This is a genomic window from Streptomyces sp. NPDC086777 (genome assembly GCF_040702065.1).
Lineage (GTDB): Bacteria > Actinomycetota > Actinomycetes > Streptomycetales > Streptomycetaceae > Streptomyces.
This window is the reverse complement of sequence record NZ_JBFBJI010000060.1, coordinates 12,226-38,651: the sequence shown is the minus strand read 5'-3', so window position 1 is coordinate 38,651 and position 26,426 is coordinate 12,226. Positions and strand designations below refer to the sequence as shown.

The following is a 26,426-nucleotide window of genomic DNA, read 5'->3' as shown; positions in this document are numbered from 1 at the left end:
CCCCGGACACACCGCCGCACCCCCCGGCAAAACCCCCCACCCCCCGCCAACCCCCCCCCCCCCCGGGGCCGCCCCCCCCCCCCCCGCGCCGCCCCACCCCCGTGTGCCCCGCCGCTCTGCACCGGTCGACACCCTTTAACGCGCGAGCAGTTCGAGCGTGTCGATCACCCGGTTCGAGAAGCCCCACTCGTTGTCGTACCAGGCGACCACCTTGACGTGGCGGCCGTCGACGCGGGTCAGGGCTGAGTCGAAGATCGACGAGGCGGGGTTGCCCGTGATGTCCGACGAGACCAGCGGGTCCTCCGAGTACTCGAGGACGCCCGCGAGCGGCCCCTCGGCCGCCGCGCGGTACGCGGCCAGCACCTCGTCGCGCGTCACGTCGCGCGACACGGTCGTGTTCAGCTCGACGATCGAGCCAACCGGCACCGGCACCCGGATGGAGTCGCCGGACAGCTTCCCGTCGAGGTTCGGCAGCACCAGACCGATCGCCTTGGCGGCGCCCGTCGTGGTCGGCACGATGTTGACACCGGCGGCACGGGCGCGCCGGGGGTCGCGGTGCGGGCCGTCCTGCAGGTTCTGCTCCTGCGTATAGGCGTGCACCGTGGTCATGAACCCGTGCTCGATCCCGGCGAGCTCGTCGAGGACCGCGGCCAGCGGCGCGAGCGCGTTGGTCGTGCACGAGGCGTTGGAGACGATCGTGTGCAGCTCCGCGTCGTACACGTCGGTGTTCACGCCGTACGCCAGCGTCACGTCGGCACCGTCCGACGGCGCGCTGACGAGAACCTTCCGGGCGCCCGCGTCGAGGTGGGCGCGAGCCGCCTTCGCCGAGGTGAAGCGGCCGGTCGACTCCAGCACGATGTCCACGCCGAGCTCGGCCCACGGCAGCTGCGCCGGCTCGCGCTCCGCGAGGACCTTGATGCGGCGGCCGTCGACGACGAGGACGTCCCCGTCGACGCTCACCGGGCGGCCGAGGCGGCCGGCCGTGGAGTCGAAGGCCAGCAGCCGCGCGAGGGCGGCCGGCTCCGTGAGGTCGTTGACGGCGACGACCTCCAGGGTGCTGTCCCGCTCCAGCAGGGCGCGCAGCACGTTGCGTCCGATGCGGCCGAATCCGTTGACGGCGATACGAGTCATAAGTGGTGTCCCTTCGCTACACCACCAGGGTCGCGGCCGGTCGGCGGCCGGGACAGCGGCGAGAACGCCACGGTTCGAAAGGATCCCGCCAGGGTGTCGCCCGGGCGGTCTACTCGCCCTTGGTGAAGGTGCGCCGGTAGTCGCTCGGGGTCGTGCCGAGGATCCGCTGGAAGTGCAGCCGCAGGTTCGCCCCGGTGCCCAGACCGACGTCGCCGGCGATCTGCTCGACGCTGCGCTCCGACCGTTCCAGGAGTTCGCGGGCCAGGTCGATCCGGGCGCGCATCACCCACTGCATCGGCGTGTACCCGGTGTCCTCCACGAACCGCCGCGAGAACGTCCGCGCCGACACCCCCGCGTGCCGGGCCAGCACGTCGAGGCCGAGCGGTTCGCCGAGCCGGTGCAGCGCCCACTCGCGGGTCGCGGCGAACCGCTCACCGAGCGGCTCGGGCACACTGCGCGGCACGTACTGCGCCTGGCCGCCGCTGCGGTAGGGGGCGGCCACCAGCCGCCGGGCCGCGTGGTTGGCGGCGGCCACTCCGAGGTCGCCGCGGAGGATGTGCAGGCACAGGTCGATCCCCGAGGCCGCACCGGCCGACGTCAGGACGCTGCCCTCGTCGACGAACAGCACGTTCTCGTCCACCTTGACCAGCGGATGCTTCTCGGCGAGGGCGCGCGTGTAGTGCCAGTGCGTGGTGGCGCGCCTGCCGTCGAGCAGCCCGGTCGCGGCCAGCGCGAAGGCCCCCGTCGAGATGGCCGCGAGCCGCGTGCCCCGCCGGTGCGCGCCGAGCAGCGCCTCGACGACGGCCGGCGGCGGGTCCTCCCGGTCCGGGAACCGGTACCCGGGCACGAACACGATCTCCGCCCACTCCAGCGCGTCGAGACCGTCGGCGACGTGGTACGACAGCCCGTCGCCGCCGGTGACCAGACCGGGCGCGGCACCGCACACCCGGACCTCGTACGGCATGCTCGCCCGGGTCGTGAACACCTGTGCCGGGATACCGACGTCCAGGGGTTTCGCCCCCTCCAGCACGAGGACGGCGACGCGATGCAGAGGGACGGCAGGCACATCGAACAGGGTACGAGGACCCGGGCCGTGCCCGGTGCGCCCCGCCCACCGGCCGTGGGCCGGGTGGTCGGAGTTCCTCCTCCATCCGGATCGCCCTGCACAGCTCCTCGGCGGCCTCCTGCGGGCGCTCGCACTCGCGCCGGCCGAGCAGCACGGCGGCGATGCTGTCGAGCTTGCGCCGGACGGCGTGCTCCGCGTGGCGCTCGGAGTTCTTCAGCAGGGCGAGCAGCAGCACGTTCACGGAGGTCGTCACGGTCCCGTGCCGGGTACCCACCGCCCCCCTTCATCCGCAGCCGGCCGGCCGGCCGAGCCACCGCCCCCGCCACGCGGGCGGGAACCCGTTCGGGTGGATGCCCGTGGCCGGCGGCGGCGGGCGGTCGCCGGGGCCCGATGATGGAGCCATGCCTGGAGCGGACGCGGAGGTGCCGGTGCTGATCGTCGGCGGGGGGCCGGTCGGGCTCACCGCGCGGGCGCTGCTGGAGCGCTGGGGGCTGCGGTCCCTGCTGGTCGAGAAGCGCCGGGAACTCTCCCCGTTTCCGCGCTCCCGCCTGGTCAACGTGCGGTCCATGGAGATCTTCCGCCGGCTCGGGGTCGCCGGCCGGATCACGGCGGACGCGTTCGCACCCGAGTACGGCCGGGTGCGCTTCCGGGACACCCTGTGCGCGCCCGACTTCGCCGGCGCCGCGATGGTCGGGGTGCGCGCCGCGGTCGCCGAGAGCCCGGTCGTCGGCGTGGTCACCTCCCAGGACCGGCTGGAACCCACCCTGCTCGCCGCCGCCCGGGGAGAGGTGCGGTTCGGCACCGAACTGGTCGCCCTGGAGCAGGACGTGGAGGGGGTCCTCGCCGTGCTCGCCGACGGCGCGCGCGGTGCGCGCACCCGCGTCCGGGCCCGGTACGTGGTCGCAGCCGACGGCGCCAACTCCACCGTCCGCGAGTGGCTGGGCATCGCCACCACCGGTCCCGGAGCACTCGGCGACTACACCACCGTCGTGTTCGACGCCGACCTGGCGCCCTGGTGCGCCCACCAGCCCGCCGGGGTGTACTTCACCGCGTTCGGCACCTTCGCCCCGCTCTACCCGGAGGGCGGCTGGGCCTGGTTCGGCCCCACCCCCGACGGCAACGGCCGGCCCGACTGGTCCCGCCGGGTCTCGCACGCGCTGGGCGCCGGTACCGGCGTCCGTGCCGACGTGGTGCGCGTGCAGCACTGGTCGATGACCGCCTACGTCGCCGAGAGCCTCCGCCGGGGCCGGGTCCTGCTGGCCGGAGACGCCGCGCACGCGGTCCCGCCGATCGGCGGCCTCGGCATGAACGCCGGCGTCGCGGACGCGCACAACCTGGCCTGGAAACTGGCGGGCGTGCTGCAGGGCTGGGCCGGACCCGCCCTGCTGGACACCTACGAGACCGAGCGTCTGCCGGTGGCGCGCGAGACCCTCGGCCAGGCGGTCGCCAACACCCACCTCCTGCTCCAGGTGCAGAAACTGCGCAAGGAGCAGTTGCGCAGCGGCTCCTCGGCGCCGGTCGAACTTCCCTGGTCGGAGAGGTACTTCGCGCAGCTCGGCCTGGTGCTCGGCACCGAGTACGACTCCGCCGCGGTCCTCCGCGACGGGGCCGGCCGCCGCTTTGGGGCTCCCGCCACCCAGTACGTGCCCACCGCGCGGCCGGGCCACCGGCTGCCCCACCACTGGCTCACCCCGCAACGCTCCACGCTCGACGCGCTCGGCGAGTGGTTCACCGTACTGACCCCCGACCCCGGCCGCTGGCGGCAGCACGTCGGCGGGCCCTGGCCGGTGCGTGTCGAGCCGCTGCCCGGCGACCACGCCGACCGGTGCGGACTGAGCCCGTACGGCGGCGCGCTCCTCGTCCGTCCCGACGGCCACATCGCCGCCCGCTGGGACGAACCCCCGCCGCCGGGCCCGGCCCTGCGCGACGCCCTGAGCGCCGTCACGTCGTGCGCGGCGGGGCGGTGCTCTCCCTGACCACCAGGCGGGCCGGGACCAGGTCGGTGCCGGGGCGGGAGTCGTCGCCGGTGCGGATCCGGCGCAGCACGCCCTCCACGCAGCGGCGGCCGACCTCGGCGAAGTCCTGGTGGACGGTGGTGAGGGGCGGGATGAAGAAGGCCGCGTCCGGGGTGTCGTCGAAGCCGACCACACTGATCTCCGCGGGCACGGACCGGCCCCGTTCGTGGAAGGCGCGCAGCAGGCCCAGGGCCATCTGGTCGTTGGCCGCGAAGACCGCCGTGCAGTCCGGGTCCGCGGCGAGCGCGAGCCCCGCCGCGTAACCGGACTCGGCCGACCAGTCGCCGCGCAACAGCCCCGGGACCGGGCACCCCGCCTCCGCCAGCACCGTCCGCCAGGCCTGGGCACGGCGCTGGGCGGCGTACGAGGACTCGGGACCCGCCACGTGCCACACCGTGCGGTGGCCCAGGTCCAGCAGGTGCCGTACGGCCCCGCGCGCGCCGTCGGCCTGGTCCGTGTCGACCACGCCGTAGCGGTCCCCGGCGTCGGAGTCCACGACCACCACGTGGACGCCGGGCGGCAGTTGCACGGTGGCGGTGTCGAGCAGATGGATCTCCATGATGACGATGACGGCGTCCACCGCCAGCTCGCCCATCCGCGTGAAGGCGCCCAGCACGTTGTCCTGCGTGGCCACGTCGATGGGCATGAGCGTGATCGCGTAGCCCTCGGCCGCGGCGTGCGTGGCGATCGCCTCGACGGTGCGGCTGCTGCCCGTGGAGGAGAGGCTGAACAGGATCACGCCGATGGTGTTGAACCGGCCGTAACGCAGGGCGCGGGCAGCGCTGTTGGGCCGGTAGCCGAGCTCCCGCATGGCGGCCAGCACCTGCTCCCGGGTGGAACGGACCACCCCGGGATGCCCGTTGGAGACCCGCGAGACCGTCTGCGAGGAGACACCCGCGAGTTCGGCGACGTCCGCCATGGAGACACGCTGCTTGCGGCGCCCGCCGGGCACTCCGGAACCGTCCCGCCGGGCACCGCCGCCGGCCGGTGCGACCGGCTGTCCCGGCTCGTTCAGGCCCATCGCCCCACCCCTCAAATCTCCTTCATGCACGCGAAGTCGGGACCGGGAACCTTGACGGCCGCAGGAGCGGGTGCCACGATTCCGACGCTTTCGAGTTTACGTAAACATCGCTCCGTGACCAGCCCCGGCGGAGATCCCGCGGGCATCCTCGCGGAGGCGATGTTCACGTGAACATGCCGCGTCGATGTTTACGTGAACACTGTCGGGCCCGCGGGCCCCGCGTCGAGCCGCCGTCTTCCGAAAGGGCACGTTGATGCGCAAGACCCCCGCCAGAACCCGGATCGCCCCCCGCACCCGTGCCGCCCTCGCCGCGGTCGCGGTCGCCGCGGTCGGTGCCACCGCCCTCACCGGCAGCCCGGCCGCCGCCTCCGCCGCCGCACCGGGCCACGGCACCAGCCAGTTCAAGGGCGTCAACTGGGCCGACCCGCGCGACAACTACGCCGACGACCCCGTGGTCCTGTCCGGCCTGTCGCTCTCCGACAGCTACACCCGGACCTACGCCAAGGCGACCCGGGTGATCGCGGCGTTCCGCGCCAACCTCGGGGCCAACACCGTGCGGCTGCCCATCAACCCGTACACGGTGAACGGTTCCTACTGGAAGTCGTACCGGGGCGTCATCGACGCGGCCTCGGCGCAGGGCTTCAAGGTGATCGTGTCCTACTGGGAGGGCACCGGCGCCGCCAAGGACGGCTTCATCGACGACGAGGCCACCTACTGGCCGATGTGGAACACCGTCGTGCAGGCCTACCGGCACGACCCGCACGTCTACTTCGAGCCGATGAACGAGCCGCACGGCTACACCGACGCCCAGTGGGCCGACCTCGCGGCGAAGTGGCTGGCGACCTACCCGGCCGTCCCGCACGACCGCGTCTTCGTCAGCGGCGCCGGCTACAACGACCACGTCACCACCGTCTGCGCCGACCCGCGCCTGAAGGGCACCTACCTCTCCCTCCACCACTACGGCTTCTGGAAGAGCTACGCCACCTACGACCAGTGGGTGGCCGACCTGAAGGAGCGGCTCGGCGACTGCGCGAACCGCACGGTCGCCGACGAGTTCGGTGCCCCCATGACCACCGGCCTCGACTACGACGGGCCCGCACCCGACGACAACTCGGTCAACTTCATCCAGGCCGACACCGACACCTTCCGCAAGCTCGGCATGGGCTCGGTGTACTGGCCCGGCCTGCGCACCGACGACACGTACTCGATCCAGAAGCTCGTCGGCAACCCCTCCCGCCCCTGGCTCGCCACCACCAACCAGTCCGGCGCCGACCGCCTCGCCTGGGCCTGGGGCCACGGCAGCCCGGTCACCGACTGACCCGTTCCGGGGCGGCCGCGCCCCGGAGGGGGCGCTGGAGGTTCCCCTGGCCCGAGGCTGGGGGAGGCACAGCGCGACCGGTCACGACGGTGCCGCGGTCGAACCGCGGCCCGTCATGGCGATTCCGGCGGACCGCTCAGGGCTGAAGGCGGAGCACGTACGTCAGCCCCGTTTCGCGGGAGAGCCGCGTCTCCCCGGTCACCGTGAACCCGGTCCGGGTGAGGACGGTTCGGGAGGCCGTGTTGCCGAGGGCGGCGGCGGCTCGCAGGGTTGTCAGGCCGTAGGTGTCCACGGCGCGGCGGCACACCTCCCGTACGCCCCAGGTGGCCAGGCCCCGCCCGGCGGCGCGTTCCGCGATCCGGTACCCCAGGTCGGCCGCGCCGTCCGCGACGTCCACCAGGTTGACCCGGCCCAGCACCTCGCCGGCCGGGTCGACCAGGACATGGAAGTAGCAGATCCCGGCCTCCTGCTCGGCCAGCAGCGCGCGGTGCCGTTCGTCGAACCGGGCGAAGTAGTCGTCGCCGCGATCGGGGATCGACGCCGCGAAATAGGCGCGGTTCTCCCGCTCGAAGGCGAGCAGCGCCGGGGCGTGATCGGCGCGGAGCAACTGGAGTTCGGGCATGGGCAGGACCGTAGGCACTCGGGCCGTCCGCCCGCCAGCGCATTACGGCTTGCGCAGGTCCTTGACCCGGCGGATCTTGCCGAGCGAGCGCTCCAGTGTCTCCGGTTCGACGACCTCGACCTCGACGGTGACCCCGACGCCGTCCTTGACGCCCTGGGCGATGGTCCGTGCCGCCGCCGCACGGTCGGCGGGGCCGGCGTCGGGCCGGGCCTCCACCAGGACCGTCATGTGGTCCATGCGGTCGCGCCGGCTGATCCGGATCTGGAAGTGCGGGGCCACCCCCGGCGTCCGCAGCACGATCTCCTCCACCTGGCTGGGGAAGACGTTGACGCCCCGGAGGATGATCATGTCGTCGGACCGCCCGGTGATCTTCTCGATCCGGCGGAAACCGGGACGCGCGGTGCCGGGCAGCAGCCGGGTCAGGTCGCGGGTGCGGTAACGGATGACGGGCAGCGCCTCCTTCGTCAGCGAGGTGAGGACCAGTTCGCCGCTCTCGCCCTCCGCCAGTACCTCGTCGGTCAGCGGATCCACGACCTCCGGGTAGAAGTGGTCCTCCCAGACGTGCAGCCCGTCCTTGGTCTCCACGCACTCCTGCGCCACCCCGGGGCCGATGACCTCCGAGAGCCCGTAGATGTCGACCGCGTGGATGTCCAGGCGCTCCTCGATCTCCCGGCGCATCTCCTCCGTCCACGGCTCCGCGCCGAAGATGCCGACCTGCAGGGAGGTGGAGCGCGGGTCGACGCCCTGGCGCTCGAACTCGTCGAGCAGGGTCAGCATGTAGGACGGCGTGACCATGATGATCTCGGGCCGGAAGTCCTGGATGATCTGCACCTGGCGCGCGGTCATGCCGCCGGAGGCCGGGATCACCGTGCAGCCGGCGCGTTCGGCGCCGTAGTGGGCGCCCAGGCCGCCGGTGAACAGGCCGTAGCCGTAGGAGACATGGACCTTGTGCCCCGGGCGGCCGCCGGCGGCCCGGATGGAGCGGGCGACGACGTCCGCCCACATGGACAGGTCGTTGTCGGTGTAGCCGACCACGGTGGGGCGGCCGGTGGTACCGCTGGAGGCGTGCACCCGCCGCACCTCGGACATCGGCACCGCGAACATGCCGAAGGGGTAGGTGTCCCGCAGGTCCGCCTTGGTCGTGAAGGGGAAACGGGCGAGGTCCGCAAGGGTGTGGCAGTCGTCCGGGCCGACGCCGGCCGCGTCGAACTTCTTGCGGTACAGCTCCACGTTGTCGTACGCGTGCCGCAGCGTCGTGCGCAGCCTGGTGAGCTGGAGCGCCGCGACCTCCTCGCGGGACATCCGCTCGGCCTCGTCCAGCAGGGCCTCGGGGATCGGCTCTCCCCGGCGGGTGCCCCTGGGCCCGGGCGCGATCACTTCGCTGCTCATTGCGGCTCCTCGTTCTGCGTGCGGAGGGTGCGACTGCGGCCGCGGAACTCCGCGATCACCTCGTCGCCCCGCACGACACTCACGTCGTACACACCGCTGCGGCCGAACCGGACCCGCTCCCGCGCGGTGGCGACCAGCACGTCCCCCTCGTACGCGGGCGCGACGAAGTCGATGTCGGCGCCGGCGGCGACCGTCACCGGACCGTGGCTGTTGCAGGCGCAGGCGAACGCCGTGTCGGCCAGCAGGAACACGTGCCCGCCGTGGGCGATGCGGTGCCCGTTGACCTGAGAGGCGGTCACGGTCATCCGCAGCACGGCCGTCCCCTCGCCGTGCTCCAGCAGCTCGATCCCGAGCCGCCTGGACGCCTCGTCCGCGGCGAACATCGTCTCGACGGGGCCAGGTGTCGTCCCGGGTACCTGGGTCGTCATTTCCACCACCTTGTGAACCGACCGAACATTCGGTTAGCGTGCGGCGTGGTCAAGTAATCCAGCAACACACCTGCGTGTCAAGAGGTGGACCGCGGGCCGCGGAAGGGCCCGCGCCACCCCGTCCGGGACCCGTTCGCCACCGGCCGCCGCGCCGCCCGGCGGCCGGTGGCGGACCGTGCACGCCGAAGCCGAGGAGACCGCCCGATGTCCGACGTCTACCTGATCGACGGGGCCCGCACCCCGCAGGGCCGCTACGGTGGCGCGCTCGCCGCCGTACGGCCGGACGACCTCGCCGCCCTCGTCGTCGCCGAGGCCGTCCGGCGCTCCGGCGTCCCGGGCGAAGCCGTGGACGAGGTGGTCCTGGGAGCCGCCAACCAGGCGGGCGAGGACAACCGGGACGTGGCCCGGATGGCGGTCCTGCTCGCCGGACTGCCGCACACCGTGCCCGGCTACACGGTCAACCGCCTGTGCGCCTCGGGCCTCACGGCCGTCGCCTCGGCCGCCCAGGCGATCCGCGCCGGCGAGGCGGACCTCGTGGTCGCCGGGGGAGTGGAGTCGATGACCCGGGCGCCCTGGGTGACGGAGAAGCCCGGTACCCCCTGGGCCAAGCCCGGGCAGGTGCACGACACCGCCCTGGGCTGGCGCTTCACCAACCCGCGCTTCACCGCCGCCGACCGGGAGGTGCCCGCGGACGCCGGACCCGAGACGGTCAGGGTCACGCTGTCCATGGGCGAGACCGCGGAGGAGGTCGCCGCCCTCGACGGCATCACCCGTGCCGACTCCGACGCCTTCGCCCTGCGCAGCCACCAGCGGGCCGTGGCCGCCCAGGAGGCGGGCCGCTTCGACCGCGAGATCGTGCCCGTCCCGGTACGCGACGGCGAGGTCACCCGGGACGAGGGTCCCCGCCCCTCCACCACCCTGGAGAAGCTGGGCTCCCTGCGCGCCGTCTTCCGCGCGGACGGCATCGTCACGGCGGGCTCCTCCTCGCCGCTGTCCGACGGCGCGGCCGCCCTGGTGGTGGCGAGCGCCGAGGCGGTCGAGCGCCACGGCCTCACCCCGCGCGCCCGGATCATCGCCTCGGCCTCCGCCGGCGTCCAGCCCAACCTCATGGGCCTCGGCCCGGTCCCCGCCACCGAGAAGGTCCTCGCCCGCGCCGGACGGCAGACCGCCGACCTGGACGCCGTCGAGCTCAACGAGGCCTTCGCCGCCCAGGCACTCGCGGTCATCCGCCGCCTCGAGCTGGACGAGGACAGGGTCAACGCCGACGGCGGCGCCATCGCCCTCGGCCATCCCCTCGGCTGCTCCGGCGCCCGCATCCTGCTCACCCTGCTCGGCCGCCTCGAACGCGAGAACGGCCGCCGCGGCCTCGCCACGCTCTGCGTCGGGGTCGGTCAGGGCGCCGCACTCCTGGTGGAGCGGGTGTGAGCACCTCCCCGGCGTACGACACCCGGCGTAGCCCCTTGCCAGACGGGGGAGGGCGCACCGTATGATGAACCGAACGAATGGTCGGTTGGGAGTGGGTGGAGATGACTGAAGCGGCCGGAAGGGACGCCGAGCACGATCTGGAGTCCCGTTTCGAGGCGACGATCTCACGGGACCAGCGGATCGAGCCGCGCGACTGGATGCCGGAGGGCTACCGCAGGACGCTGATCCGGCAGATCGCCCAGCACGCGCACTCGGAGATCATCGGCATGCAGCCGGAGGGCGAGTGGATCACCAGGGCGCCCTCGCTGCGCCGCAAGGCGATCCTGTTCGCCAAGGTCCAGGACGAGGCCGGCCACGGCCTGTACCTCTACTCGGCCGCCGAGACCCTGGGCATCGACCGCGCGGAGCTCACCGAGCGCCTCCTCGAAGGCCGGCAGAAGTATTCGTCGATCTTCAACTACCCGACGCTGAGCTATGCGGACGTCGGCGTCATCGGCTGGTTCGTGGACGGCGCGGCCATCTGCAACCAGGTGCCGCTGTGCCGCAGCTCCTACGGCCCCTACGCGCGCGCGATGGTGCGGATCTGCAAGGAGGAGTCCTTCCACCAGCGGCAGGGCTACGAACTGCTGATGACCATGATGCGCGGCACCGACGCCCAGCGGGAGATGGTGCAGGACGCCGTGGACCGCTGGTGGTGGCCGTCCCTGATGATGTTCGGGCCGCCCGACGACGACTCGCCCAACTCCGCCCAGTCCATGGCCTGGAAGATCAAGCGGCACAGCAACGACGAACTGCGCCGCCGCTTCGTCGACATGACCGTGCCGCAAGCCGCCAGGCTCGGCGTGACCCTGCCCGACCCCGAGCTGCGCTGGAACGAGGAGCGCGGCCACCACGACTTCGGCACTCCCGACTTCTCCGAGCTGAAGGAAGTCATCAGCGGCAACGGCCCGTGCAACGCGCAGCGCATGGAGCGCCGGCGGGCCGCCCACGAGGAAGGCGCCTGGGTGCGTGCGGCCGCCGGTGCCCACGCCGCCAAGCAGGCCGCCCGCGCCCGCGAGGAGGCGGTGGCATGAGCGACACCGGGAACTGGCCCCTGTACGAGATCTTCGTGCGCGGCAAGCGCGGCCTCAACCACGTCCACGTCGGCTCGCTGCACGCGGCGGACGACCAGATGGCCCTCACCCACGCCCGGGACCTGTACACCCGCCGCAACGAGGGCGTCAGCATCTGGGCCGTGCGCTCCGAGCACATCGCCGCCTCCACCCGGGACGAGAAGGACCCCTTCTTCGACCCCAGCGCCGACAAGGTCTACCGGCACCCGACCTTCTACGACATCCCCGACGATGTCCCGCACATCTAGGAGCCGGTGATGAGCGACGACCACGTCTACCTGAGCCTGGCCGAAGGGCACGACGACAGCGACGCGCGCTGGGCCTTCGGCACCGGCTTCGAGGACCCCCTGCACGGTGTCGACACCGCCGTGCCCGAGGGCGTCGACGCCGCCGAACTGGCCGCCGCCTGCCTGGCGCTCGGCGACGACGCCCTGGTGCTGACCCAGCGGCTCGCCGAATGGGTCACCCGCGCCCCCGAGCTGGAGGAGGAGGTGGCCCTGGCCAACATCGGCCTCGACCTGCTGGGCCAGGCCCGGCTGCTCTACTCCCGGGCCGGCCAGACCGACGGCACCGGCCGCACGGAGGACGCCTACGCCTACTTCCGGGACACCGCCGAGTTCCGCAACGTACGCCTTGCCGAACTCCCCAACGGCGACTTCGCCTTCTCGGTCCTGCGGCTCCTGGTGTTCGCGAGCTGGCGGCTCGCCCACTTCACCGAACTGGCCGCCGCGCCCGACCCGGTGCTCGCGGCGATCGCGGCCAAGGGTGTCAAGGAGCTCACCTACCACCGGCAGTACGCCGCCGAGTGGGTCGTACGCCTCGGCGACGGCACTCAGGAGTCGCACGCCCGGATGCTGACCGCCCTGGAGGAGCAGGCCCCGTACTGGGCGGAGCTGTTCGCCGCCCACGACGTGCGCGACGCGGTGCTGGCCGACCTCCACCAGGTCCTCGACGCGGCCGGTCTGCCCGTGCCGCGCGTCCCGCCACTGCCCGGCCAGGGCCGCGAAGGCGAGCACACCGGCCATCTCGCCCCGCTCCTCGCCGAGTTGCAGAGTGTGGCCCGCGCCCACCCGGAGGCGACGTGGTGACCGTCCTGACCGACGCCCGGCGGGCCCGGCACATCGCCGAACAGGTGCCCGACCCGGAACTCCCCATGCTCACCCTCGCCGACCTCGGCGTGCTGCGGGACGTCACCGTCGAGCAGGACGGCACGGTGGTCGCCGACCTCACCCCGACCTACTCGGGCTGCCCCGCCATGGCCGAGATGCGGGCCGGGGTCGCCGCCCGCCTGCGCGACGCCGGCTTCGGCCGCGTGGAGATCCGCACGGTCCTGGACCCGCCGTGGACCAGCGACTGGATCACCCCCGAGGGGCGCCGCAAACTCGCCGACCACGGCATCGCCCCGCCCCACGCCGCGCCCCCGCGCCCGGCGGGCCCCGTCCCGCTGGACCTGTCGCCGACCCGGCGCACGGTTCCGTGTCCCCGCTGCGGATCGGCCGCCACCGAGGAGACGTCCCGGTTCGCGGCCACCTCCTGCAAGGCGCTGTGGCGCTGCCTCAGCTGCCAGGAGCCGTTCGAGTACGTCAAGGAGATCTGATGGCAGAGCTGACGGCACCGACCGCCGGTGCCCCCGCGACTCCAGCACGCCGGCGCCGCCCTGCCTTCCATCCCCTGCGCGTCGCCGCCGTCCAGCCCCTGTGCGAGGACGCGGTGGCGGTCACCTTCGACATCCCCGCCGCCCTCGCGGCGGAGTTCGCCTTCGGCCCCGGCCAGTCCCTCACCCTCCGCCGCGAGGTCGACGGGCGCGACGAGCGGCGCTCCTACTCGATCTGCTCGCCGGCCGGCACCGCGCCCCGCATCGGCGTCCGCGAGGTGCCCGGCGGACTCTTCTCCTCCTGGCTGGTCCACGAGGTGCGCCCGGGTGACACCGTCGAGGTGATGGCGCCCACCGGAGCCTTCACCCCCGACCTCACGGTCCCGGGCCACCACGTGCTCATCGCGGCCGGCTCCGGCATCACCCCGATGATGTCCATCGCCGAGTCGGTCCTCGCCGCCGACGACCGCTCGACGGTGACGCTGTTCTACGGCAACCGCCGCACCGACACCGTGATGTTCGCCGACGAACTCGCCGACCTGAAGGACGAGTACCGCACCCGCTTCCACCTCGCCCACGTCCTCTCCCGCGAACCCCGGGAGGCCGAGCTCCTCTCCGGACGTCTCGACGGCGACCGCCTCGGCGCCCTCATCGACGGCCTGGTCGACATCGGGGGCGCCGGCCACTGGTGGCTGTGCGGCCCGCACGGCATGGTCCTCGACGCGCAGAAGGTGCTCGCCGCACTGGGCGTCCCCGCCGGCCGGATCCACCAGGAACTCTTCTTCGCCGACGAGCCGATCGAGCCCGTCCGCCACGAGGAGGCGGTGGCGACCGGCCCGGCCAGCGAGGTGACCGTGACCCTGGACGGCCGCTCCACCACCGCGCGCCTCCCGCGCGGGCGCACCATCCTCGACTCCGCCGCCCGCATCCGCCCGGACCTGCCCTTCGCCTGCAAGGGAGGCGTCTGCGGGACCTGCCGTGCCCGCATCACGGACGGCGAGGCCGACATGCGCCGCAACTACGCCCTGGAACCCGCCGAGGTGGCCGCCGGCTACGTCCTGACCTGCCAGTCCTACCCGGTCTCCGAGTCGCTGACCGTCGACTACGACAGCTGACCGGCCCCGGCGCGGAAATCCGTGGCGCCCCGCTCGGGCGGGCCGATAGCCTCCGCCCGGGCGCAGCCGAACGGCTGACCGCGAAGGGAGCCAGGCATGGGGACCGGCCGACTGGGCGTGCTGCTGGACCAGTTCGACTGCGCCAGGGAGCGGGCACAGGTGCGCCTGACGGGGCTCGGCGACGAGGAGTACCTGTGGGAGCCGGTACCCGGCGGCTCCTGGTCGATCCGGCGGCGCGACGAGGCGGCGACGCCCAGGGCGTACGGCCCCGGCGACTGGGTCCTCGACAGGGGCGCGCCCGACATCCCGGCGAGCGAGTACGCCGAGGTGGCCCGGCAGGTCGCCGCGGGCATGACCGTCGAGAAGATCGCCGACGACTGGAGCGTGAGCGTCGGACGCGTCGAGGAGGTCCTCGCCGGCACCGCCGCGCCGGAGCCCGACCGGACCCCGGTCACCACCATCGCGTGGCGGCTCGGGCACCTGCACTCGGGCTTCGCCGCCCGCTGGGAGTGGACCTTCGGCACCCGGCGGCAGGACCCCGCACGGCTCGTCGACTTCACGCCCGTCGCCGCCCTGGCCCTGGACCGGTTCTGGGCGGACCTGGACCGCTGGCGGGCCGGCGTCGCCACCGTGACCGACGAGCAGCTCGACACCGTCGGCTTCTCCCGGTACCCGTACGGCTCCGATCCCGACGACCTCTTCGTCGACGTACTGTGCGGTGCGAATCTCGAACTCATCCACCACATGGCGGAGATCGCCCTGCTCCGGGACCTCTGGCAGGCCGGCCGGCGCTGAGCGGGGTCCGGCAGGCCCCCAAGGGGCACGGAGAACCGCGCGACGAGCCACGACGTCGCAACGCTCGGCCTACGGCCTGCCGTCGCACGTCCCGGCGGACATGCGCGGACCCCGCCCCGTGGATCACGCGTGCCGGGCCCTGCCGTCCGGGTCAGGATCCGCCGCGCTCGCGCGGGATCTTCTGCCCGGCCTCGACCGCCACCGGCAGCCGGTTCCCGGCCGGCGGCAGCGGGCAGGTGGCCAGGTCCGTGTAGGCGCACGGCAGGTTCGCGGCGCGGTTGAAGTCCAGGACCACCGTGCCGTCGGCGGCGGGCGGCCCGACGGTCAGGGACCGGTTGGCCGCGTAGGTGGTGACCCCGGAGGTCGCGTCGGTGAACAGCACCATCAGCCCGCCCGGATCGTGTCCGGGGAACGCGGTCAGGGACAGCTGCCGCCCGGCGAGCTCGAAGTCGATCCGGCCCGGGGCGTCGTAGACGTGCTCCAGGCCCTCCACCGTTGCGCCCACGGTGGTCGGCCGCGGCTCGTCGAACGGGACGTAGCGGCCGGTCACGGCCCAGCGCGGGTCGGGGTCGTAGACGGGGGTTCCGGTGAAGGCGGTGCGCAGTGGCGCCTCCGGGTGCCGGGGACGCACGATGTCGTTCCCGCCGCGCCTGGCGACCTCGATGACGGCGTCGCCCCAGACCGCGTCGACACCGCTGCGCTCGGCAAGCACGCCGAATCGGTGCTCGGACCGCACCGCCGTCCCGTCGACGACCAGCTCCTCGCCGTCGTCCAGGGTGACGACGACCCCGTCCGGGCCGGTGCGCCAGGCGCCCGGGGCGTCGGGGAAGCGCTGCGGGCGGTCGTCGAGCCAGTGCAGCCCGGTGATGGCCAGGAACCCGTGCGGGGCGGAGAGCCGGGCCTCCTGGGCCCGGTGCCAGTCCTGCCAGCTCTCGGTGAAGGCCTGGAGATCCGTAGTGGTGGCCTCAGTCGTCATGCGTCCGTCCTCTTTCATCGGCGAGGCTCTGCAGCAGCCGTACCAGTCAGAACGGGGGCCGACGAGGCCGCATTCCGGTCCGCGTGTGACAGCTTCCTGTCAGTCGTGTGTCGTGTGTCGCGTGCCGGGGCGGAGACGGAGTGACAGGAGTGGCCGATGGCGCGGCAGCGTGTCGGCGGGGTCCTGCCGGTGCCGCGCATCCGCGGGGCCCGGAGGCCTCCGCGGCCGACCCGGGCCCGGCGGCGGAGGCCTCCGGGCCCGGGAGGGAACCCGGGCCGCTCGCGGACGCGCCCGCGGCGGAGCCCGTCTTTGGGGCTGCGCGGTCGGCCGCGACCACTGAACCGCAGGACTGCGGTCAGAGAGTCGGAGATGACGCGACCGAGTCACGGCACTCGAACCGGCGCCCGAACGGATCGCTGTGGAGGACGGCCTCTCACGTCTGCTGTCTGTAGTTGGTCACAGGAAGTAGTGGCCCTGTTCGATGTCCTCGATGAGGCCGGGGTGGGTGGGTTTCCATCCCAGGAGTTGTCGGGTGACGGTGCTGGAGGCGGGCATGTCGGTACTGAGGAGGCGCACGAGCATCCCGCTGAACTCCTCGGCGGGCAGGGAGTGTGCGGGCAGGCCGAGGTGTCGGCCGATGGCCTCGGCGATCTCGCGGACCGGTACGCCGTCGTCGCCGACGGCGTTGAGGACGGAGCCGGCGGGTGCCTGCTCGACGGCCAGCCGGTAGAGGGTCGCGGCGTCCTTGACGTGGACGGCGGGCCAGCGGCTGGTGCCGTCGCCGATGTAGCCGCAGACGCCCCTGGCCCGGGCCGTGGCGATGAGCTGGGGGACGAAGCCGTGCCGCTCCCCCTCGCCGTGGACCGACCGCGGCAGCATGACCAGGGAGGTGCGCACACCCGTCTCTGCTGCTGCGAGCGCCGCCCGCATGTTGGCGACGCGGGCGGCGACGGGTCCTTGCGCGACGAGTTCGTCGTGCTCGGTCGCGGGCCGGCCAGGTGTCACGAGTGTGGCGCCGGAGACCACCAGGGGCCTGTCGGAGCCGGCGAGGGCGGCGGCGAACGTCTCGAGGGCCTTGGCGTCCGTCCGTGTCGCCGCCTCGCTCGTGCTGGGAGTGACGAAGGCCAGGTGGATGACGCCGTCGCTGCCCAGGGCGCCGGCGCGCAGCACATCGGTGTCGTTCAGATCGCCGCGCAGCACCTCCGCTCCCATCGCGGCGACCGCGTGCGCGGAGGCGTCCGAGCGGGCGAGCCCGAGGACCTGGTGCCCGGTATTGACGAGTTCGGGGACGACGGCTGAGCCGATCCAGCCGGAAGCACCGGTGACGAAGATACGCATGAGAGGGACCCCTTGATGACGGCGCGACCGAGGACGCGCGGCATGGATTCGCTCGCGAGAGAGTGATGCGACGCTGTTGCATCAACAGTACCGCAATAATGCGACTGAGTCGCATCGTTCGCCAGGGTGATGCGACCTGGTCGCTTCGCCTAGACTGCGATGGTGAGCAGATGGGCACCGGACGCGCGTGAGCGCCTGGAGAGCGCGGCGTTGGACCTGTTCGTGGAGAACGGCTTCGACGAGACGACCGTCGCGCAGATCGCGGACCGCGCCGGCCTGAACCGCGCCACGTTCTTCCGTCACTTCGCCGACAAGCGCGAGGTCCTGTTCGGCGGCGAGGACGTACTGGCCGGCCTGTTCGCCGACGGCGTCCGCGCTGCCGCCGCGGACGCGACGCTCGCGCAGTGCCTGTGGGCGGCGTTCGCGGCCACCGGTCCGGTCATGACCCCGCAGCGGCGGGCCAAGGCCGTCCAGCGCAGGCGGGTGGTCGCGGCCAACAGCGACCTGCAGGAGCGCGGACTGCTCAAGCACGCCCGGATCGCGGCGTCGATCGGTGCCGCCCTGCGTGAACGCGGCACGGACGAACTGACCGCCCGGCTGGGCGCGGAAGTGGCGATGCTCGCCTTCGCCGTCGCCGTCGAGCGCTGGATGAAGGCGGACGGCGACGAACCGTTCCCGCCCCTCGCCCAAGCGGCCCTGAGTGACCTTCAGGTGCGTGCCGCCGCGCTCGACGCCCTCCCCCGCCCGTCCGCCTGACGCGAGAATCCGCCGCGCACGGTCCGGTGCATCACGCGGACAGCAGGCCCTGGCGTGGGGCGTGCCGGAGTCAAAGACCACGCGACCGAGTGGCCACGCTCGAACTCGCGCCCGACAGCATCGGTACGAGAACGGCTTCTGAGGTCATCGGGGCCGAGGGGAGCGCCGGAGTCTGCAGTCGAAAGCGGGGGAAACGGGTATCAACCTGTGCGTACGGATGCCCGGGGTGCGGCTTCGGGTGACGGAGTCGGCCACCTCCTGGTACAGGCGTACCCCCCGGCATTTGTCCTGGTCGACCCGGAGGGACGCATCACCGAGTGGGACGCCGGGCGGCCGACCTGCTGGACGGGCGGGGCGAACAGGTCGCCGACGTCATGGCACAGGAGGCGGCGGCCGCGGTCACCGCGCCGCGCGGTGAGGTGCTCAGCACACAGGAACAGGGGACGTTGGGCCTGGCGGTGCGTGAACCGCTGGGCGTGGTGGCGGCGTTCGCGCCGTGGCACGCCCCGGTCATCCTGGGCGTGCGGGCGGTGGCGGCACCGCTCGCCGCCGGCAACACGGTCGTCGTCAGGGCGAGCGAGGACGCGCCGATCGCCTGCGGGCTGCTGGTCGCGGACGTGCTGCGGGAGGCCGGTGTGCCGGACGGAGTGCTCAACGTCATCACGAAGGTGACGTTGCCGAGCCGCGCGAACGGGTTGCTCTCCGACGTGGCCAGGGGCGCCCAGGAGCCGGCCAGGCTGCCCGAGGTCCAGGAGCGGGAGTAGCGCCGGCCGTCCGATGCGATGGCCTCGACGAGGAGCAGGTACTGGTCGGAGCCCTGCACCTTGTACACGCTGCTCGCTTCGAACAGGGCGTACTTGGAGTCCTGGGCCGCGATCACGGTGCTGCTGAAGCCGTTCGGGAACTGGCCGACCGTTGTCCGCGAGCGGTACAGGTGTCCGTTGTCGTCGGAACGCCATCCCGCTCAGGAGGCGAGCGGTTCGTGGTCGAACCAGTCGAAGTGGACGGCGCCTTCGGCGGCGTACAGGCCGATGACGCGGCCGGTGAAGCCGCCGGCCACCTCGGTGGACAGGTAGCGGCCGTCCAGCGTGGCCAGGACGGTGAACGTGCCGTCCGGCTCCTGGAGACCGAAGGAGAGGATGTCCGGTCCGGTGCGTGGGTCGTGCTGAGCCGGCGGTTCGGTGATGTCGACGCCCAGGACGACGGGCCCTTCGGGCAGGGGCCGGGACGCCACGACGCAGCGCAGGGAGCCGACGCGGGCGATCACCCGGACGTCGGTGGCGGACGCCTCGATCTCGTAGTGGTGCCGCTCGTCGAGGCGGACGGCGAGGCCGCCGCGGCCCTGGGCGGGGTCTGCGAGGGTGCGTGTCCGGCAGCGCAGGTGCTGCTGGCGGCGGCCCGTGAACACGACGTCGGGTTCGTCCAGCGAGCCGCCGCGGGCCCGCAGTGTCAGCCACCCGGGGCGTTCCACGGTGCTGTGGTGCTCGGCGGGGCGGTCCCGGAGGGAGATCCACGCCGGCCGCAGCGCGGAGAGGTCGAAATCGTCGCGTGGCTCCTCGGCGGGGCCCGGGTACAGCGGCCACCCGGGAGCGGGTGCCTCCAGCGCCACTTCGCCGACGACCGGCCAGTCGTCCTTCCAGGTCACGGGCGCGAGGAAGGTTTCCCGGCCGAGGACGTGCCAGCCAGGGGTGCCGCCCCCCGGCCGGACACCGAGGAAGACGATCCACCAGGTGCCGTCGGGTGCTTGGACGAGGTCGCCGTGGCCGGTGTTCTGAACGGGGTGGTCGGTGCCCCGGTGGGTGAGGATCGGGTTGCCGGGACAGGGCTCGAAGGGGCCGTCGGGGGAGGGACCGCGGGCGACCGACACGCCGTGGCCGCGCTCGGTACCGCCCTCGGCGATGAGCAGGTACCAGTACTCGCCGATCCGGTACAGGTGCGGTGCCTCGGGAGCCTTCGCGCCGGGGCCGCCGGACCAGAGCCGGTGCGGTGTGCCGAACGTCCGTCCGGTGGACGGGTCGACCCGTACCTGTGCCACCCCGGCGACGGTGCACCAGCAGGTTCCGTCCTCGTCCCAGGCCAGGTCCGGATCGATCCCGGGCACGCCCGGTACCGGGATCGGATCCGACCACGGGCCGGCCGGGTCGGTCGCCGTCACGATCAGGTTGCCGCCGCCCTCGCTGCAGTTGGTGACGATCAGCCAGAAGCGTCCGTCGTGATGGCGCAGGGTGGGGGCGTAAATGCCGCCCGACGACGGCATGGAGGCAGGAAGACGCAACTGCTCCGGTCGGGCCAGGACGTTGCCGAGCTGTCGCCAGTGCACCAGGTCACGGCTGTGGAAGAGGGGGACGCCGGGGAAGTACTCGAAGCTGGAGCAGGCGAGGTAGTAGTCGTCGCCGACCCGGCAGACGCTCGGATCGGGATGGAAGCCGGGGATCACGGGATTGGCGAACGTGGCGTCCGCCCGATACTGACGGGGCACCGGAGGGGATCCTCTCGTCGAGTCGTGGCGGCGGGGGCGCCAGGCGGTCAGGCAGGTGTCGAAGCGCTTCACCCGACAGCGAAGGTAATCGAGAGGTTTCGCGCGAAACAAGGGCTCCCACACCGCGAGATGTTCTCCTACTCGGTCATTGACCACTTGGTCATCGACCGCTCGCCGGCGGTGCCGAGGCGGCTGCCCGCTGTCGACGCGCTTCGACCGAATCGACCTGACTGACCAGTGGGCCGCGCCGGTCGGGGCCGTACCCCCTATTCTTGACGGATCACTTGGAGTCCGGAACAGGTCGTGCGACACGTGCAGCTCCCCGATCGGGACGACGGCCCCAGGGCGGCCGGCAGCTGCCGCCGCCGTGTCCTCGCCCGCCCGCGCCGCCCGCGCCGCCCGCGCACGACCCCCAGCCGCCAGGAGCCGTCATGACTGCCGCCTTCCACGTCCTGACCACGGGCTACGCCGACACACGAGTCGCCGGTACCGTCACCCTGCTCCGCGACGGCGAAACCGTCGCGGTCGTCGATCCCGGCATGGTCGCGGACCGTCGGCTGATCCTGGATCCCCTCGCCCACCACGGGCTGGGCCCGGAAGACGTCACCGACGTGATCTTCAGCCACCACCACCCCGACCACACGCTGAACGCCGCGCTGTTTCCCGAGGCCCGCTTCCACGACCACATGGCGATCTACCGGAACGACGTCTGGGAGGACCGCGATGCCGACGGGTACCAGGTGTCGCCGTCGATCACTCTCATGACGACCCCCGGCCACACCCCACAGGACGTCACCACCCTGGTCGGGGCCGGCGAGGGCCTGGTGGTCCTGACCCATCTGTGGTGGACCGCCGAGGGACCCGCCGACGACCCCTTCGCACCCGATCGGGAGCAACTGCGGCAGGCCAGGCAGAAGGTCCTGGCCCTCCGGCCCGCGCTGATCGTGCCAGGACACGGGGCGCCGTTCGCACCGTCCGCGTCGACGCCCGTCTGACCCGCCGCGCGGTCCTGCGCTGCTCGGCGTCGTCGGAGCATGGGGATCCGCCGGTGCACGCCTCGGCGTACCGGGCCACGGGGCGCTCCGTCGACGTGGTCCGCCGAACACGCCGCCGACCACGGTGCCGACACTCTTGCGACCGCGTGCGGAACTTGCCACGCTGGACGTTCGCACCACTTGCTCCCGCTCCACGGCGTTCGCGAGACCGCCGGCCCCGACCCGTCCCGGCTCGACACGTTCGTGCGCGCAGCTCTCCCTCCCGACGCGCGTACCCCGCGACCGGCCGGACAGCCGCCGCCTCACCTGCGGAGCACACCATGGACACGAGCGAGGAGGCCGCCCGCGGCCTGACCGACATCCAGGACTTCCTGTACCAGCAGGCCCACCTGAGGGCGGCACGCCGGCGCGTCTCGGCGTTCGTCGCCCGGGAGCCCGGGCTGACCCCGGAGCAGAAGGCGGACATCGAGCGCTGGTATCTCCAGGAGCAGGCCTACGTGGCCCACATGGTGACGGAGCACATCGCCGCCAGCGTCAGTGCGGTGGAACAGCGCCACCACGCCCGCTTCGGACGGTGGCTGCGCGGCACGCTGACCGCGATGCTCCTGGTCACCGCGGCGATGGCGCTGTGCGTCACCGTGGTGCTGGTCGGTGCGTCCTAGGGCCTGTCTGAGGGCCTGTCTGACCATTCCCGTCGTCGCCCGGAGGGCGGCCTCGCGGCGTCAGGTGCGTGCTCTCGGCGTGCCGGGCGCAGGCCCTCGTACGGGACGCACTCGGGTCTGCGCCCGGTGCGGCGAGTGGCGGTACCCCCTCTGGGGGAGCGTGCACGGCGTCGCGAGGCAGACGGGAGAGACAGACGGGAATTGTCAGACAGGCCCTAGCCCGGCGGGCAGGGGCCCGGCCGCCGTGCCGGACCCCCGCGGAGCGGGCCCTACTCCTGCCCGGCCAGCCAGTCGGCGAACCGGACCTCGCCGAGGTCCGCGCCCTCGCCCGGCAGGAGCGTGTCCTCCTGCAGCTCGGCCCCCCAGTACGTGGCCAGCGGGTCGGTGACGATCTTGCGGGGGTCGCCCTGGGCGGTGAGCCCCATCCGGATGAACTCCTCCAGCTCGAAGCTCTCCGGACCGCCGGTCTCCACCACGCCGTTCACCGGGACACCGGCCGCGGCGCGGGCCACGGCCGCGGCCACGTCGTCGGAGACCATGGGCTGGATCCGGCCGGCGGGCAGCCGCACGGTGTCGCCGTCGGTGACCCCGTCGGCGAGCCCCTTCGCGAACTCGAAGAACTGGGTCGCGTGGACGACCGTGTAGGGGATGCCGGACGCCTCGATCAGCTCCTCCTGGGCCTGCTTGGCCCGGAAGTACCCGCTGTCCTGCAGCCGGTCGGTGCCCACCACGGACAGCGCCACGTGGTGCCGCACGCCGGCCTCGGCCTCGGCCTGGAGGAGGTTGGCCGTCGAGGCACGGAAGAAGTCCATGACGGCCTGGTCCTCGAACGAGGGGGAGTTGGACACGTCGACCACGACCGTGGCGCCCTCCAGGGCGTCGGCCAGGCCCTCGCCGGTCAGGGTGTCGACGCCGGTGCTCGGTGCGGCGGCGACCGCGTCGTGCCCCTGCTCGCCGAGCCTGCGAACCAGCTTCGAGCCGATGAGTCCGGTGCCACCGATGACTACGACCTTCATGACGGGATTCCTCTCACGATCCTTCTGGCGCTTCCGACAGAAGAGACCGCGCAGCCCCCTCAGGTGTGACACGCACTCCGGGATTCCGGCGGGGCGGGCACGTCACCCCTCCAGCGACGCCACGTAGCGAGCCAGCTTGGCGGGGTTCAGTACCCACAGGAGACGTTCGATGCCGCGCGCCGAGACGTCGGCCTGCAACAGTGCCACCGCGGTCCCCGAGGCCGAGACCAGGACGGCCGGCCTGCCGTTGGCCTCGACCCACCGCACCTGGGCCTGCGGCCAGAACCGCGGGGCGAAGGCGACGAGGTACCGGGAGACGTGCGGCACCCCGGACACCGGGATCTTCGACGCCCCGCGGATGCCGCCCCCGTCGGCGTAGCTGACGACGTCCTCGGTGAGGATCTCCTCCAGGACCGCCAGGTCGCCGTTCTGCGCGGCGGCGAGGAACACCTCGAGGAAGCGCCGGTGCTCGGCGGAGCCGACCGGCTCCCTGCGCTCCGCCGCCAGTCGCTTGCGGGCCCGGCTCACCAGCTTGCGGGCGTTGGCCTCGCTGGTCTCCACGATGTCCGCGATCCGCCGGTACGTGTAGTCGAACGCCTCCCGCAGCACGTACGCGGCCCGCTCCACCGGGTTCAGCTTCTCCAGCAGGAAGAGCACCGCCATGTCGAGCGCCTCGGCGCGCTCGGCGCCCAGCTGCGGATCCTGCCGCGTGTCGACCGGTTCGGGCAGCCAGGGCCCGACGTACGACTCCCGGCGCACCCGCGCCGACTGCGTGAAGTTGATCGCCAGCCGGGTGGTCACCGTGGCCAGGAAGGCGGCCGGCTCGTGGATGTCGGTGCGGTCGGTGTTCTGCCAGCGCACCCATGCCTCCTGGACGATGTCCTCGGCCTCCACGGCGCTGCCGATGACGCGGTAGGCGATACCGAAGAGCTGTGGACGCGCCGCGACGAACTCCTTCGTCGCCCGGTCGAGGGAGTCGGCGTGGTCACCGGCGCGCATCCATGTCCTCCAGGGTCGGACCAGCATGCTACAAGCCGGTCCCGCCCCGGCCGGCGCACCGCCGGGGCCGGGGTGTCGGACCCCCGCAGGTCAAGGGCAGGGCCGCGGCCGGCAAAGGCACGGGCAGGGGTCGGCCAGGGGGGGGGGGGGCCAGGAGCGGGCCAGGAGCGGGCCAGGAGCCGGCCTTGTCGGCCAGATGCCTGACATGTGGTGGCCAGGTGGTCATGTGGTGTTCATGTGGCAGCAGTTGGGCTGGGCAAGGGTGCGGTCGTTGTCTGCTCAGCTGCTCGTCGGGAGGGCGTCATGACCACACACACAGAGTCGTCACAGGACAGATCGGCGGAGGGCCCGGAGGGGCTCAGCCGCCGGCACGCGCTGGGCCTGCTGGGGACCGCGGGGGCGGGGGCCGCCGCGACCGGCCTCCTCGGAGCGGGTACGGCCCAGGCGGCATCGTCGGCCGCTCCGGCCTTCCACCTCACCGCGGACTCCTCCGGCGCGCCCCCCGTCCAGGGCCTGCACCTGACCTTCGGGGCGGACCCGCGCACCCAGATGACGGTGTCCTGGATCACGGACCGCCCGGTGACCAGGCCCGTCGTCCGCTACGGCACCCTGGAGCACGGCTTCGGCTCCAGCAAGAAGGCCCGGACCGTCACCTACGTCGACGGCACCTCGAACCGCACCGTCCACGTCCACCACGCCCTGCTGAAGGGGCTCGAGCCGGACACGGACTACCTCTACCTCGCCACGCACGAGGGCGCGACCCCCGACAGCGGCACGTTCCGCACCGCTCCGCAGGGCCGCCGGCCGGTCACCTTCACCAGCTTCGGCGACCAGTCCGCCCCACAGGTCACCTGGGCGGCCGACGGATCCGTCGGCCTGGACGCCAACTCCACGCCCGCGACGAAGGACATCGTCACCGGCATCGAGCAGGTCGCCCCGCTGTTCCACCTCCTCAACGGCGACCTCTGCTACGCCAACCTGGACGTCGACCGGGTGCGCACCTGGAACAACTTCTTCACCAACAACACCCGTTCGGCGCGCTTCCGCCCCTGGATGCCGGCGGCCGGCAACCACGAGATCGAGAAGGCCAACGGCCCGCTCGGCCTCGGCGCCTACCAGACGTACTTCTCGCTGCCCTCCACCGAGACCGACGCCGAACTCGCGGGCCTGTGGTACGCGTTCACGGCCGGTTCGGTGCGGGTCATCGTGCTGCAGAACGACGACAACTGCCTCCAGGACGGCGGCGACATCTACATCAGCGGCTACTCCGGCGGCCGCCAGCTCGCCTTCCTGGAGAAGGAGCTGAAGGCGGCGCGCTCCTCCAAGGACGTCGACTGGGTGGTCGTGGCCATGCACCAGGTCATGGTCAGCTCCTCCGACGCCAACGGCGCCGACCTCGGTCTGCGCGAGAAGTACGGCCCGCTGTTCGACCGGTACGGCGTCGACCTGGTGCTCTGCGGTCACGAGCACAACTACGAGCGCTCGCTGGCCGTGCGCGGCGTGGTGAACGGCAGCGAGACGCTGACGCCCAACCCGGTCTCCCGGGCCACCGACGACATCGACGCCAACCTCGGCACCGTGCACATGATCCTCGGCGGCGGCGGTGTCTCGGGGACCACGAACCAGAAGTTCTTCGACGACGGCACCGGCAAGGTGATCACCGCCGTGTCGGCGACCGCCGGCTCGAACGGCAAGCGCACCTCCACCTACGTCCAGGAGAAGGCCGTGTGGGTGGGTGTCCGCGACGTCGAACACCCCTACGGCTTCGCCGCCTTCACCGTCGACCCCGGCCGGCACCCCGGTGACACCACCCGGATGCACGTCACGTACTACAACGTGAACAAGCCGAACGGTGAACTGTCGGTCTTCGAGACCTTCAGCCTGCACCGCACGCGCTCCGACGGGCACACCGGCCACGCCGGCTGATCCCGCCGCCGGCCGGAAGGCGGGCCGGGCGTCTGCCGCCCGGCCCGCACCGCCCGCCCGGGACGACGCGGCTTCCCGCACCCGCCCGCCGGGAGCAGTGGCCGGAACCGGCGAACTCCCGGTGTACCGGTGTGACATCGCGGCGCGGCGCCCACTGGAACTGCCTGGCTGAGCAAGGATAAGCTCCCGGATGGGGGCGAATTGGTGAGGAAAGCCGGACGCCGCCCGGAGAACCGTGGCGCCGTCGT

General features: G+C 72.8%; 24 protein-coding genes and 2 pseudogenes. 14 read left to right on the top strand and 12 right to left on the bottom strand.

The window, feature by feature from the left end; all coding sequences use genetic code 11:
- Window positions 1-135: 135 nt before the first annotated feature.
- Window positions 136-1,131, bottom strand: coding sequence for a type I glyceraldehyde-3-phosphate dehydrogenase (gene gap / locus AB0472_RS43330; RefSeq protein ID WP_366364934.1), 996 nt, complete (start codon window positions 1,129-1,131; stop codon window positions 136-138).
- A 109-nt stretch (window positions 1,132-1,240) separates the two neighbouring features.
- Entirely contained in the window at window positions 1,241-2,197 is a 957-nt protein-coding gene (locus AB0472_RS43325; RefSeq protein WP_366364933.1) for a helix-turn-helix domain-containing protein, read from the bottom strand.
- 401 nt (window positions 2,198-2,598) lie between these two features.
- On the opposite strand from AB0472_RS43325, the gene AB0472_RS43320 reads away from it, so the two are divergent.
- Window positions 2,599-4,173 (top strand): FAD-dependent monooxygenase, encoded by a 1,575-nt coding sequence (locus tag AB0472_RS43320; RefSeq protein ID WP_366364931.1) that lies wholly within the window; start codon window positions 2,599-2,601, stop codon window positions 4,171-4,173.
- Here the strand turns inward: AB0472_RS43320 and AB0472_RS43315 are convergent.
- Window positions 4,139-5,131, bottom strand: a complete 993-nt coding sequence (locus AB0472_RS43315; RefSeq protein ID WP_366364943.1) for a LacI family DNA-binding transcriptional regulator — start codon at window positions 5,129-5,131, stop codon at window positions 4,139-4,141. The two genes, AB0472_RS43320 and AB0472_RS43315, sit on opposite strands and share 35 nt — an antisense overlap.
- Before the next feature lie 355 nt (window positions 5,132-5,486).
- On the opposite strand from AB0472_RS43315, the gene AB0472_RS43310 reads away from it, so the two are divergent.
- Window positions 5,487-6,551: a cellulase family glycosylhydrolase gene (locus AB0472_RS43310; RefSeq protein ID WP_366364929.1), complete on the top strand. Its 1,065-nt coding sequence runs from the start codon at window positions 5,487-5,489 to the stop codon at window positions 6,549-6,551.
- 136 nt (window positions 6,552-6,687) lie between these two features.
- Here the strand turns inward: AB0472_RS43310 and AB0472_RS43305 are convergent, their stop codons facing one another.
- The 3 genes from AB0472_RS43305 to paaI are packed head-to-tail and all read right to left on the bottom strand — an operon-like array spanning window position 6,688 to window position 8,990.
- On the bottom strand, window positions 6,688-7,173 hold the full coding sequence (locus tag AB0472_RS43305) for a GNAT family N-acetyltransferase (protein ID WP_366364928.1): 486 nt from the start codon (window positions 7,171-7,173) through the stop codon (window positions 6,688-6,690).
- 42 nt (window positions 7,174-7,215) lie between these two features.
- Window positions 7,216-8,562, bottom strand: coding sequence for a phenylacetate--CoA ligase PaaK (gene paaK, locus AB0472_RS43300; protein WP_366364926.1), 1,347 nt, complete (start codon window positions 8,560-8,562; stop codon window positions 7,216-7,218).
- On the bottom strand, window positions 8,559-8,990 hold the full coding sequence (gene paaI / locus AB0472_RS43295) for a hydroxyphenylacetyl-CoA thioesterase PaaI (protein WP_217555826.1): 432 nt from the start codon (window positions 8,988-8,990) through the stop codon (window positions 8,559-8,561). The genes paaK and paaI overlap by 4 nt, the downstream gene beginning before the upstream one ends.
- 204 nt (window positions 8,991-9,194) lie before the next feature.
- Here paaI and AB0472_RS43290 point away from each other — a divergent pair, with 204 nt between their 5' ends.
- From AB0472_RS43290 to AB0472_RS43260, 7 genes are all read left to right on the top strand, one after another.
- Window positions 9,195-10,415 carry an acetyl-CoA C-acyltransferase gene (locus AB0472_RS43290; RefSeq protein ID WP_366364924.1) on the top strand — a complete coding sequence of 407 codons (1,221 nt, stop codon included), beginning with the start codon at window positions 9,195-9,197 and terminating at the stop codon, window positions 10,413-10,415.
- 101 nt (window positions 10,416-10,516) lie between these two features.
- A complete protein-coding gene (gene paaA / locus AB0472_RS43285) occupies window positions 10,517-11,488 on the top strand; it encodes a 1,2-phenylacetyl-CoA epoxidase subunit PaaA (RefSeq protein WP_366364922.1) in 972 nt (323 codons plus the stop codon).
- Window positions 11,485-11,775 carry a 1,2-phenylacetyl-CoA epoxidase subunit PaaB gene (gene paaB / locus AB0472_RS43280; RefSeq protein WP_366364920.1) on the top strand — a complete coding sequence of 97 codons (291 nt, stop codon included), beginning with the start codon at window positions 11,485-11,487 and terminating at the stop codon, window positions 11,773-11,775. Before paaA ends, paaB begins: the two co-directional genes overlap by 4 nt.
- A gap of 9 nt (window positions 11,776-11,784) precedes the next feature.
- Window positions 11,785-12,615: a 1,2-phenylacetyl-CoA epoxidase subunit PaaC gene (gene paaC, locus AB0472_RS43275; protein ID WP_366364918.1), complete on the top strand. Its 831-nt coding sequence runs from the start codon at window positions 11,785-11,787 to the stop codon at window positions 12,613-12,615.
- Window positions 12,609-13,124 (top strand): 1,2-phenylacetyl-CoA epoxidase subunit PaaD, encoded by a 516-nt coding sequence (gene paaD / locus AB0472_RS43270; protein ID WP_366364916.1) that lies wholly within the window; start codon window positions 12,609-12,611, stop codon window positions 13,122-13,124. Before paaC ends, paaD begins: the two co-directional genes overlap by 7 nt.
- Complete coding sequence (gene paaE / locus AB0472_RS43265; RefSeq protein ID WP_366364914.1) at window positions 13,124-14,236, top strand: 1,2-phenylacetyl-CoA epoxidase subunit PaaE; 1,113 nt, start codon at window positions 13,124-13,126, stop codon at window positions 14,234-14,236. The genes paaD and paaE overlap by 1 nt, the downstream gene beginning before the upstream one ends.
- Window positions 14,237-14,332: 96 nt before the next feature.
- Window positions 14,333-15,031, top strand: a complete 699-nt coding sequence (locus AB0472_RS43260) for a DinB family protein (protein WP_366364912.1) — start codon at window positions 14,333-14,335, stop codon at window positions 15,029-15,031.
- A gap of 151 nt (window positions 15,032-15,182) precedes the next feature.
- Here the strand turns inward: AB0472_RS43260 and AB0472_RS43255 are convergent, their stop codons facing one another.
- Together AB0472_RS43255 and AB0472_RS43250 are read right to left on the bottom strand one after the other, a co-directional pair.
- Window positions 15,183-16,007 (bottom strand): DUF1684 domain-containing protein, encoded by an 825-nt coding sequence (locus tag AB0472_RS43255; protein WP_366364910.1) that lies wholly within the window; start codon window positions 16,005-16,007, stop codon window positions 15,183-15,185.
- 456 nt (window positions 16,008-16,463) lie between these two features.
- On the bottom strand, window positions 16,464-17,345 hold the full coding sequence (locus AB0472_RS43250; RefSeq protein ID WP_366364908.1) for an SDR family oxidoreductase: 882 nt from the start codon (window positions 17,343-17,345) through the stop codon (window positions 16,464-16,466).
- 159 nt (window positions 17,346-17,504) lie between these two features.
- Between AB0472_RS43250 and AB0472_RS43245 the strand changes: the two genes are divergently transcribed.
- Window positions 17,505-18,101, top strand: coding sequence for a TetR family transcriptional regulator (locus tag AB0472_RS43245; protein ID WP_366364907.1), 597 nt, complete (start codon window positions 17,505-17,507; stop codon window positions 18,099-18,101).
- Window positions 18,102-18,427: 326 nt separating this feature from the next.
- Window positions 18,428-18,766: pseudogene (locus tag AB0472_RS43240) on the top strand (aldehyde dehydrogenase family protein); the annotation flags it as partial.
- On the opposite strand, the pseudogene AB0472_RS43235 reads toward AB0472_RS43240, so the two are convergent.
- Together AB0472_RS43235 and AB0472_RS43230 are read right to left on the bottom strand one after the other, a co-directional pair.
- Window positions 18,766-19,053: pseudogene (locus AB0472_RS43235) on the bottom strand (non-reducing end alpha-L-arabinofuranosidase family hydrolase); the annotation flags it as partial. The pseudogenes AB0472_RS43240 and AB0472_RS43235 sit on opposite strands and share 1 nt — an antisense overlap.
- Before the next feature lie 12 nt (window positions 19,054-19,065).
- Window positions 19,066-20,580 carry a glycoside hydrolase family 43 protein gene (locus AB0472_RS43230; RefSeq protein ID WP_366364905.1) on the bottom strand — a complete coding sequence of 505 codons (1,515 nt, stop codon included), beginning with the start codon at window positions 20,578-20,580 and terminating at the stop codon, window positions 19,066-19,068.
- Between the two features lie 431 nt (window positions 20,581-21,011).
- On the opposite strand from AB0472_RS43230, the gene AB0472_RS43225 reads away from it, so the two are divergent.
- Together AB0472_RS43225 and AB0472_RS43220 are read left to right on the top strand one after the other, a co-directional pair.
- On the top strand, window positions 21,012-21,575 hold the full coding sequence (locus AB0472_RS43225; protein ID WP_366364903.1) for an MBL fold metallo-hydrolase: 564 nt from the start codon (window positions 21,012-21,014) through the stop codon (window positions 21,573-21,575).
- A gap of 320 nt (window positions 21,576-21,895) precedes the next feature.
- A complete protein-coding gene (locus AB0472_RS43220) occupies window positions 21,896-22,237 on the top strand; it encodes a hypothetical protein (RefSeq protein WP_366364901.1) in 342 nt (113 codons plus the stop codon).
- Between the two features lie 269 nt (window positions 22,238-22,506).
- On the opposite strand, the gene AB0472_RS43215 is transcribed toward AB0472_RS43220, so the two are convergent.
- Together AB0472_RS43215 and AB0472_RS43210 are read right to left on the bottom strand one after the other, a co-directional pair.
- Window positions 22,507-23,253 (bottom strand): SDR family oxidoreductase, encoded by a 747-nt coding sequence (locus tag AB0472_RS43215; RefSeq protein WP_366364899.1) that lies wholly within the window; start codon window positions 23,251-23,253, stop codon window positions 22,507-22,509.
- A 102-nt stretch (window positions 23,254-23,355) separates the two neighbouring features.
- Entirely contained in the window at window positions 23,356-24,252 is an 897-nt protein-coding gene (locus AB0472_RS43210; protein ID WP_366364897.1) for an RNA polymerase sigma-70 factor, read from the bottom strand.
- Between the two features lie 303 nt (window positions 24,253-24,555).
- Here AB0472_RS43210 and AB0472_RS43205 point away from each other — a divergent pair, with 303 nt between their 5' ends.
- Window positions 24,556-26,178, top strand: a complete 1,623-nt coding sequence (locus AB0472_RS43205) for a metallophosphoesterase family protein (RefSeq protein ID WP_366364896.1) — start codon at window positions 24,556-24,558, stop codon at window positions 26,176-26,178.
- Window positions 26,179-26,426: the final 248 nt, after the last annotated feature.